The sequence below is a fragment of the Neobacillus sp. NPDC097160 genome (assembly GCF_044762155.1).
Lineage (GTDB): Bacteria > Bacillota > Bacilli > Bacillales > Cytobacillaceae > Neobacillus.
The window spans coordinates 1-9,082 of record NZ_JBIWDU010000043.1 but is presented as its reverse complement, the minus strand read 5'-3'; the positions used below and the strand labels follow the sequence as shown (position 1 = coordinate 9,082).

The 9,082-nt window shown below is 32.5% G+C and carries 12 protein-coding genes; 3 read left to right on the top strand and 9 right to left on the bottom strand.

The annotated features are described in order from the left end of the window. Positions 1-174: 174 nt before the first annotated feature. Together ACIQXV_RS29620 and ACIQXV_RS29615 are read right to left on the bottom strand one after the other, a co-directional pair. Complete coding sequence (locus ACIQXV_RS29620) at positions 175-639, bottom strand: NUDIX hydrolase (RefSeq protein WP_402965938.1); 465 nt, start codon at positions 637-639, stop codon at positions 175-177. Between the two features lie 170 nt (positions 640-809). Continuing rightward, entirely contained in the window at positions 810-1,436 is a 627-nt protein-coding gene (locus ACIQXV_RS29615; protein WP_402965935.1) for a DUF3885 domain-containing protein, read from the bottom strand. Positions 1,437-1,683: 247 nt separating this feature from the next. Here ACIQXV_RS29615 and ACIQXV_RS29610 point away from each other — a divergent pair, with 247 nt between their 5' ends. Next, positions 1,684-2,100, top strand: a complete 417-nt coding sequence (locus ACIQXV_RS29610) for a hypothetical protein (protein WP_402965932.1) — start codon at positions 1,684-1,686, stop codon at positions 2,098-2,100. A 126-nt stretch (positions 2,101-2,226) separates the two neighbouring features. On the opposite strand, the gene ACIQXV_RS29605 is transcribed toward ACIQXV_RS29610, so the two are convergent. From ACIQXV_RS29605 to ACIQXV_RS29590, 4 genes are all read right to left on the bottom strand, one after another. Next, positions 2,227-2,469, bottom strand: a complete 243-nt coding sequence (locus tag ACIQXV_RS29605; RefSeq protein ID WP_402965929.1) for a hypothetical protein — start codon at positions 2,467-2,469, stop codon at positions 2,227-2,229. A 141-nt stretch (positions 2,470-2,610) separates the two neighbouring features. Continuing rightward, positions 2,611-3,042: an SMI1/KNR4 family protein gene (locus ACIQXV_RS29600; RefSeq protein ID WP_402965926.1), complete on the bottom strand. Its 432-nt coding sequence runs from the start codon at positions 3,040-3,042 to the stop codon at positions 2,611-2,613. Positions 3,043-3,390: 348 nt separating this feature from the next. After that, positions 3,391-3,669, bottom strand: coding sequence for a hypothetical protein (locus tag ACIQXV_RS29595; RefSeq protein ID WP_402965923.1), 279 nt, complete (start codon positions 3,667-3,669; stop codon positions 3,391-3,393). Positions 3,670-4,144: 475 nt separating this feature from the next. After that, positions 4,145-4,858, bottom strand: coding sequence for a hypothetical protein (locus ACIQXV_RS29590; protein WP_402965920.1), 714 nt, complete (start codon positions 4,856-4,858; stop codon positions 4,145-4,147). Positions 4,859-5,111: 253 nt separating this feature from the next. Between ACIQXV_RS29590 and ACIQXV_RS29585 the strand changes: the two genes are divergently transcribed. Beyond that, entirely contained in the window at positions 5,112-5,654 is a 543-nt protein-coding gene (locus ACIQXV_RS29585; protein WP_402965917.1) for a hypothetical protein, read from the top strand. A 395-nt stretch (positions 5,655-6,049) separates the two neighbouring features. Further along, positions 6,050-7,024: an alpha/beta fold hydrolase gene (locus tag ACIQXV_RS29580; RefSeq protein WP_402965914.1), complete on the top strand. Its 975-nt coding sequence runs from the start codon at positions 6,050-6,052 to the stop codon at positions 7,022-7,024. Between the two features lie 326 nt (positions 7,025-7,350). On the opposite strand, the gene ACIQXV_RS29575 is transcribed toward ACIQXV_RS29580, so the two are convergent. The 3 genes from ACIQXV_RS29575 to ACIQXV_RS29565 form a co-directional block, all read right to left on the bottom strand. Continuing rightward, positions 7,351-7,695, bottom strand: a complete 345-nt coding sequence (locus ACIQXV_RS29575) for a cupin domain-containing protein (RefSeq protein WP_402965911.1) — start codon at positions 7,693-7,695, stop codon at positions 7,351-7,353. 154 nt (positions 7,696-7,849) lie between these two features. Continuing rightward, the gene (locus ACIQXV_RS29570) at positions 7,850-7,990 is read right to left on the bottom strand and encodes a hypothetical protein (protein WP_402965908.1); all 141 of its coding nucleotides are present in this window, start codon (positions 7,988-7,990) and stop codon (positions 7,850-7,852) included. Between the two features lie 24 nt (positions 7,991-8,014). Next, positions 8,015-8,188, bottom strand: a complete 174-nt coding sequence (locus ACIQXV_RS29565) for a hypothetical protein (protein WP_402965905.1) — start codon at positions 8,186-8,188, stop codon at positions 8,015-8,017. Positions 8,189-9,082 lie beyond the last annotated feature (894 nt).

Below are 9,082 nucleotides of genomic sequence, written 5' to 3'. Positions count from 1 at the left end.
AATCAAAATTCAACAGATTGTATATTTGCTTAACTTCATATTTCCCCATATGTACTCCCCCTTTGAATAACGTAATTCTTGTTAAACTATTCTGCTACGTTAGCTCAATAACAAAAAAGGATCGCCGCAGCAATCCAAGTTCTTCAACTCTTGCACCCATTAGTTGAATTAGACCTAAAATAACCTACCTACCAAATTATAAGGATTTACTTCCCAAGTTTCGTAAGGAATTATATTTTCTGCGTTCATTGCATCCAGTGTCCTGGATTTCATATGTGGGCGTGTTATGAATTGGTCAATATTATTTTCATTTAACTTAACAAATCTTGCATCGTTAATCTCTTCTGGGGGAACTTTGATTTCCCCATCAATGTACTTTGCCTTAAAGACAACAGATAATATTTGCTTAGTTGTATTATAATAAACTCCTGTAATACCAATTGGTTCAATATTCAGTCCAGTTTCTTCAAGCACTTCTCTGGAGACTGCTTTATCAAGTGCCTCTCCTTCTTCTACTTGTCCTCCTGGCATTTCCCAAGTATCTAATCTCCATTGAACTTTTGTTAATAGAACTTCATTATTTTCATTAGTAACGAATGCTGATACTGCAATTATGTGTTTAGGTATTTTACTTTGCAAAGTCTCTTCCCCTTTTAATTTAATTTAATAAATATCTATTATAAAAACTTTGGAATATCCTTTTTTCCTATCTCCTTATTCAACTATCCTGCCAGTTAGTCGAATAAGAAAAAAAGACCGCCACAGCGATCATTCTTGAGGTCAAGCACCCGTTAGCTGTATAAGGAAGATTATGACATCTTGAAAATGCCATTAAAATAATCACGCCAATAATCAACCAACCATTTATTATATTTACGATACATATGTATCAGTTTCGTAACCTCATTAGAATGGATTATACAACCTCTATCGTCATACATATGAAATATTAAATCCTTCTCGGTGCTAATGAAATAAACAGACTGACCAATTGAAGGTTCTCTACCTTGTTCATAATTTCCAATTCCCTCAAGAATAGCCTTGTAAGTAATAGACTTCACTTGTGAGTACACAATTTTCACATTGTATTCCTGCTTAATTTCAATTGTTTGACCAGCTATTTCATCATAATCCTCATCAAATTCGAACAAATTTTCCACTTCGATATTATGATCTTTTAATAATTCATACACATATTCTGGAGTGGTATTTCCAAACATTATATCCTCATTTATTCCCCAATCTTTTATATAAACATAAATATAATCTTCTGGATGAAACACTTCTTCAAACAATGTAGTAACTCTTGTAACAACTTGATTGATTCTTTCATCCGTTCCATTTTCAAGGGGCTCACCTAGTTCAAACCTTAGATGTACATCGCTTGTTAGATTAGGAAAATTTCTTTGTATGTACTTGAATATTCGATCCTTCATTGGGGTTACTCCTTAAAAAATTTTTTCTTGCCTATTTAAATTCGATACAGTTGTCTAAGTTTCCTTGTTCAGCTAACCTGCTTCGTTAGTGGAATAAGAAAAAAAGCCGCCAAAGCAGCTGAAAATCTTAAATTATAGCTACCCGTTACTTTAAGTACAATTATTCACAAACTCAAAATTTTTGCTACATAATCGACATTTTAATACTACCTTAATTATTGGGGAAAATACCTTTGAGGTGATTAGAGTGATTAAAAAGGTTTTAATAAGTTTCTGTATTTTTATACTATACACAACCAATGCTATGGCTCAAACTAATCATCAAATACAAATTATCGATATAAAAAAAGGTGAAGTTATAAAAAGTGTTCAAAAAACCCCCGATTTACAACAAGAAGTAGTGAAAATTCTCGAAGGAATAACAGGGGTTTACGTGAAATTGAACCCATATCCTAATAATGGGTTTGTGATAAAAACCCCTTTAGAACCTAATATTATGGTTAAAAATCAATGGTTCAATGACCTAGTAGATGAAGTAATGATTATTTTTCCTGTTCAGGAAAAGCCTTATTTATTAGTTTTTGACAATGAGAACCAATCACATTTCTATAAATTTCAAGGCAATACAAACAAATTCTTGGGATTATTGAATTTTAAGACATAAACTCAGAAATGAGGTTTATTTTATGTATCTTATTAAATTGAATCGTTAGAGCTCAATAAGAAAAAGGCTGCCGTAACAACCTAACCTTTTTTCGCTTAAGCACCCTTAGCTTAGTAAAACTTTGAACTAATCACTGAAATCTTTAAATAGTGTCTCTATTTCCTTAACATCATAAAAGTCTCCATCACTTATGAACTTTTCAATTTCTACTATACCATCCTCCATAAACTCAACTTCCCAACGTTGCCCTGGTACAGTAATTTCAACCATAATGGCTTCATTTCTAACTTTATTTAGTTTATAAAATATATTGCTGTCTTCTAATTTATTAAGGAAATAAATTAACTCCTTAAGCCCCACCAAAACCATCCCCCTTATTAGGTACAATACAGTTTATATTCTAAATTCTTATTGAACTATCTGCCCGATAGTTTAATAACAAATAGGGGATCGCCGCAGCAACCCCATCTTTCACATAAGCCCCCGTTAGCTTACAAGGATTTTTACTTTTTACTCATCATCAATTTCATCATTTTCTTCAGAAATTAGAATAATAAACTCATCTAAACTAGGTGCATATTCGTCTAATTCTGTTGTTTCGTGATTCCAGAGATAAATGGTATCACCCATTCTTCCTTTCATTTTTTTAAAGCAAAGTATATCTCCCGAACCATCATCACCAATCGCAATAAGGTCTTCAGACATTCTTTCATCTCTTACTTCCTTATTTTGTCTAACAACATCATCCCAAGTCTTTTTAGGATTTATTTGGGTTTTAATAGGATAGAGAATCCATTCACCGATTTCGGCATTATTTACTAACTTAAAAAGTTCTTTGTACTGTTCAGGAAAAATCGCACCTAACTTTTCCTCTGCCAACATAATATCTAATTCATCAACGCCAGGTTTCTTTGTTTGGATTAAGTATCTTACTTTCTGCATTAGATAAAACTCCTTCGCCATAAATAAATGTCATTTTTATTAAATTCAATAACAAATTAAACATTTCCTTCTTCAAGTAACCTGCAACGTTAGTGCAACAAGAAAAGAGTCGCCACAGTGACTCTTTATTAAACTCTCGCCCCCGTTAGTTTAATAAGAAAATCAACGCTATTTTTAACAGAGTCAAAATTTTAACTAAAAACAACAATCTTTTAGAAAACAGCCTTACAAAACAACCTCGCAGCCACAACTATTGTTTCCAATATATGCTTATATACAAGGTCATACATACGATAGTGTTTAATCTTTCAGAAAAAAGTATAAAGAAAATCTCTAGCCTATTTTAGACTAGAGATTTTCTTCATCTGTCTTTCTTTTATCGTACTTGGCTTTGAGGTAAGAGCCACCTTTATATAGACAATATCCACTCGCCCCAATTAGACTTAAACCACCCAAAATGATTACCGTTCCTGCCTTTTGCCTACGTGGTCTGTAATATACATAATCGTCATATCCATGCAATTGTTTTAAAGATACATATTTTCCGTATCTCCAAACTTTTTTATTAGGGTCATCATCGCCCCAAGCATAAAAGTATTCATTAAATTTTTTTGAGAATTTAGACAAAATTATCCTTTCTTTAAGCAAATATTTGTTAAAACCGACAAGCCTTGTCTACACACAGAATTTTACTACAAAAATATTAAGGAGCATAATCATCACATGTTTCATTTTTAACGACATTAAATCAGCATCCTACTATAAGATTTTAGTTTCAATACGATCATATTGGGAAAAGGTTTCATATTTCTATTTCAATAGCAAAAATGACGACTGCTTACTTTCGCTAACCTGCTCCGTTAATTCAAGAAGAAAAAAGACCGCCACAGTGATCATTGTCAAAATCCGATATATTCAAGCACCTTTTAGTTGAAAATCCCCAATGATACATTTTCCCCCCTATAATTCAACTCTCTTCAACTAATATCCTTCTTGAGCTAACCTGCTTCGTTAGTCGAATAAGAAAATAGACCGCCGCAGCGATCCATCTTGAGCTCTAGCCCCCATTAGCTGAAGAAAAAGAGAAGTGAAATGGTAGTGGTTAACTTTGCTTAATTATAATTTTTTCAATAAAATCCACGCACTCCACTGCCAATGTATTTAATATATAATCTATTGCTTGTTGTCCGCCATTCCCTAAATCAATATGGACTTTGTACTTTCCTCTTGTTTTCTTAAATTCTCCTAAGTAGTTGATGAATCGACCATTTGTTTTTTTTAAATCATTCCAATTCACTATTGCTTTATTAAAAGTGTTTTTTAAAATTTGACTATTATCATCACTATTATTTTTAATTACACTTATTTCAAAGGAAACATCTGTTTCGAGATAACCTGAATATTCCACAGCAAATGGATATGAAGTTGTGTCAACAACCTTTGTCTTTTTCTTGCTACCTTTTTTTAATGAACTAACTGGGAAATCCTCGCACCAACTGAATGTTATTTCTAAATCCTCAACATTATTACTTGGTAGAACATTCTTTTTAACAGAAGAACTCCATTTGACTGTAACATCTCTTCCAAAACTACTCCAATCTATAACCTCCCCCTTTAAAGAACCATTCCCATTACTATCAAAAATCACCTTATCTTCGTTAATAAAGAGTGCACATACACAGTTCGCAATGGGCTCCTCCAAAAGTTTACTGCCACTATCTGTAAGTTGACTTGTCATCTTCGAAGCAAACGATGGATGAAACTCATATTCATCGTATGCAACTGTTATTAATTCAAATTCTTTATATTTTACCATTGTTCTCTCCTTATTGAGAAAAACCTCATCATCACCAATTATTAACCAAACAATTTCATTAAATTCGGGTATCCTTGTTCAACTAAACTGTCCAGTTACTTGAAGAAGGAAAAGCATTACCGCTGTTCCAGTAACGCACCCGTTACTTTAAGTACAAATCTTCACAAACTTTAATTGAACATATAAAACCAAAAGATTTCGATACCTTCTGTCATTCCAAATATTGTATAATTTGTAGCAAGGGGTGATAAATGTGCTTGTAAAAATGAACAAGCAGGATTTCGATTTATTAACACATACTAACTTAAGTCAAGGCTGTTTTGTGCCACTTATTAAGATTTATAAAAACAAAGTAGCTGAACAAAGTTCATCTAATGTTTCCCAAATTAAAGAGCAATTTTACGAGCAACTAACTGAAGGTCAACGAGCGTTATTTATGTTTTATGCTTATTATAATCACGTAAGTAAATCACTTATCGAATTTTATTGGTGGAGTGCATATTTTATGGCTCAGCCTCGAAGTTGGTCAGCAATTAAATCTGGTATAAAGTATTTCGATGATAAATCAATGCTTTCACTCCTCGAAAGAGTAGAAGTAGCACTAAAACAACATAATTATCCAGATACTTTAGAGGACTTTACGGTTAAACGTGAAGACCTAGAACGGAATAAAGAACTCCTAGCATCTTTCATAACACTTTATGCCTTACTTGATAAAATTTCCTCACAAACCATTAGCAAAATTAATAAGTGTATTGAACACAACCCTCAAGAATTTTTAGATTTAGAAGATTAGTTTTAAAACTAATAGGCAGCACCTATTAAACGTAACGGGTTCGGTTTTCAGGTACAAAAACTAAAAAATCACACCAATTAGCAGTCCAATTCACAACTGAATTGGACTGTTTCTTTTTATTGATATAAACGGGTTTTTAAACAAATTGTAAACGAATTAGCACGCTAATTCGCATCCCTTTTGACAGGTTGACAAAAGTTTTTGTCAGTGTGCAAATTCCTATGTTAAAACTGATGCTAATTGAAGTGCTAATTATAACATTTATAAGAAAGTTTATTGGATATTTATGTTAAAATTAAGAGGAGCTTATTCCACTAACGGGACAGTAATGTTGAAGAAAGTAAGTAATAGTTGTTTCATATATATAAATTAGATGAAGGGAGAAGAATTAAAATATGTTTAGCAGAAAAACAAAAAAGATTAATAGTAAATATAAATCAATCTCAGTAATAGAAAATGTAATAATCGGTGGACTTAATCAATCAATTCTAATTAGGGGAGAAAATGTAAATAATCCATTAATGTTATTTTTGCACGGAGGACCAGGTACAGCACAAATTGGGTTTGCTCCAAAATTTCAAAGTAATTTAGAAAAAAAATTTACTGTTATCAATTGGGACCAAAGAGGGGCAGGATTATCGTACGCCAAAAATATCAGAAAAGAAGACCTTACGATTGAAAATATGGTTAACGATACAGTTGAATTAGTAAAATATCTTTTAGGACGGTTCAACGAAGAAAAAATATTTTTAGTTGGTCATTCTTGGGGGACGGTACTTGGTATATTAACGGTAAAAAAAGCACCAGAATTAATTCATGCCTACATTGGAATTGGTCAAGTAGTAAATATGAGAGACGGAGAGAAAATCTCCTATGATTATACTTTACGTAAAGCAAACGACTTGAAAAATAAAAAAGCACTAAAAGAATTAAACAAAGTTGAGTTTAATCCTAATGATTTAAAATATTTAGACATTCAAAGGAAGTGGTTAACAAAGTTTGGAGGCTCATTTATTGGTGTAACTATGTATAATCTGATTTATTCTAATATGTTATTTGCAACTGAATATACAATAAAAGATTGGATGAGTTATATGAAAGCTGGAAAATTTTCTTTGGATGCTTTATGGCAAGAGTTAGTGGAAGTAAACTTCTTAGAAACAATTTCAGAATTAGAGGTTCCTGTATGGTTTTTAGTTGGTAAATATGATTATCAAACTCCTTTTCAATTGGTAGAACAATACTTTAATACTTTGGAATGTCCAAAAAAAGAACTAGTTTGGTTTGAAAACTCAGGACATCTTCTAAATTATGAAGAAACGGATAAATTTAATGAAGTATGCCTGAATATAAAGGAATTTTGTATATAAGTTTTACTTTTTATTGTGTTAAGGGGTGCTTATCTACAACAAAAATTAAGGCTCAGAGCCTAAGTCTGAGCCTTTTTGTGTACTAATTTTACTGCTAAATTACCTACTAATTATGTGTTGATTTCCTTGCTAATTCGCATGCGAAATACACTGCTTAATGCTATTTTGTACTTCTAAACCGAACCCGTTATATTAAACGGGTGCTGTCTTTTAAAAAAACAAGTGATATAGGTCAAACACTTACTATCCTGCCACGTTACTTCAATAAGAAAAAGGAGTTTCCACGTATTGTGGAAACCCTCCCATTAATTGATTAACAAATCAAATCACTCTTCTGTCAATACTCTATCGCCTTTACTGGTAGGTTGGGAAATCACCAAAAATTCAACATCCTGATTTGAGTTATTAATCATTTGGTGTGGTGTTAAAGGTGCTATTTCAACTCCTTCTTGAGGGTTCAAAATTATACGTTCACCATTGACTTCTAACGTGGCAGTTCCAGATAAAACATAGAAAAATTGACGTGCTTGGTTGTGAAAATGTCTTATTTCTGAAGTGTTAACGGGCATCCGTTCGTGAATGACACTTAATTCTTTATTTTTTACTAGATGCCATCCATCACAAATATCTCCCCATATGTAATGTTCTGCGTTTTGTTTACTTATCTTCATACAAAATGCTCCTCTGTTTTTTTAATAAATTTTAATTCTCCAGGATAGATAGTACAATTAAAAAACCTTATTGAAGTAACCTGCTCTTTACTTGAAATAAGAAAAATGCCTTGCCTCCTTGTTGAAGCAAAGCACACGTTAAATAAGGTCCATTTCAATGAATAATGTCTAAATCATCTTCACCTTCATCTTCATCTTCTTCGTATGTATAAAAAATTGCAGAAATGCCCTCCCTCAATGCTTCATCAAAGCATTCGAGTAATTCCTTATCTTCTTCAGTATCTCCTAAGTACATATCTCGACTCGCTATGAATTGGTCCTAAATGCTTATTACTTCCCAACCTTGATTGACGACGTAGTTTTTGGCTGTATTCAAAGCTAATTTTATGTTTTTTGATTTAACCCAACAGTTTACAAAAGCACCAACACATTCTTCACTTTCTGAATTATCAATAAGTGGTATTGCCTCAAACTCAAATAAATAAATAGTCATAATATCCTCCAAGGGTTATTCAATTGCCATTCCTATACCAACTTTATTCTAAATTCAACAAAAATCATAACGATTCCTTCTTGAACTAAACTGCCCTATAGTTTAATAAGAAAATCCGCATAATGGTTCTATAAAAGCCCGCTCTCTTTTAGTTCACATTTTCATCGAAATGCGAAATACGATTAAATTGAATAATTTATTTTCAATGGAAACTTTTTCAATTCAAACCCGTCTAAATTAATAAAATTTAAATGCAAAGAATTAAATTAATTGGAGGCGAAATATTAATGAAAAAGAAGGGACCCTTTGATTTAAAGCAAAGACAAACTCAAAAAATATACAAAGAAGAACTTAAGCTGAAGGAATCAGATAATTCGTTTTTTCTTATCGTTTGTGGCTGTTTTATTATGTTATTGCCACTTATTCCATTAACTTATAATTTTTTCCACCCATAATAATGAAGGGTTTGTATTAAGACGCTATTTGTGTCAATTGCGAAGTTAATAAACATCTTCTTCTTCCACTAACCTGCCCGTTCGTATTATAAGGTCAGCCAGAAAATATTTCTGGTTGACCATTTTTTATTTGGTCTGATTATAACAGTAGCCAAGGTAGAACGTATCTGCCCGTGGGGCTTGACCCCGTCAGCTAAACCGTTCGCCCCCTACTTGTAGAAACATGATTGAGGCTGGTTGGGACTTAGATCTCGTATAACAAGCGAAGCTGTGACACTGCATGGAGGATTAGGGGTTACTGGCAAATCACTAGATTAGGAGGAGATATATTATGAATCCAGTCGTAGGTCTGGATATATCCAAAGGAGAAAGTCAGGTTCAAGCATTTCTGGAAAAAGGTAGACCATATCGAAAGAGCTTTAAAGTAGATCATACTCTT

Excerpts from the sequence above, each read along its gene's own strand:
- ACIQXV_RS29615 (WP_402965935.1), bottom strand. The coding sequence starts at position 1,436 with ATGAAGGATCGAATATTCAAGTACATACAAAGAAATTTTCCTAATCTA.
- ACIQXV_RS29580 (WP_402965914.1), top strand. The coding sequence starts at position 6,050 with ATGTTTAGCAGAAAAACAAAAAAGATTAATAGTAAATATAAATCAATC.
- ACIQXV_RS29605 (WP_402965929.1), bottom strand. The coding sequence starts at position 2,469 with ATGGTTTTGGTGGGGCTTAAGGAGTTAATTTATTTCCTTAATAAATTA.
- ACIQXV_RS29600 (WP_402965926.1), bottom strand. The coding sequence starts at position 3,042 with ATGCAGAAAGTAAGATACTTAATCCAAACAAAGAAACCTGGCGTTGAT.
- ACIQXV_RS29570 (WP_402965908.1), bottom strand. The coding sequence starts at position 7,990 with ATGTACTTAGGAGATACTGAAGAAGATAAGGAATTACTCGAATGCTTT.
- ACIQXV_RS29590 (WP_402965920.1), bottom strand. The coding sequence starts at position 4,858 with ATGGTAAAATATAAAGAATTTGAATTAATAACAGTTGCATACGATGAA.
- ACIQXV_RS29565 (WP_402965905.1), bottom strand. The coding sequence starts at position 8,188 with ATGACTATTTATTTATTTGAGTTTGAGGCAATACCACTTATTGATAAT.
- ACIQXV_RS29575 (WP_402965911.1), bottom strand. The coding sequence starts at position 7,695 with ATGAAGATAAGTAAACAAAACGCAGAACATTACATATGGGGAGATATT.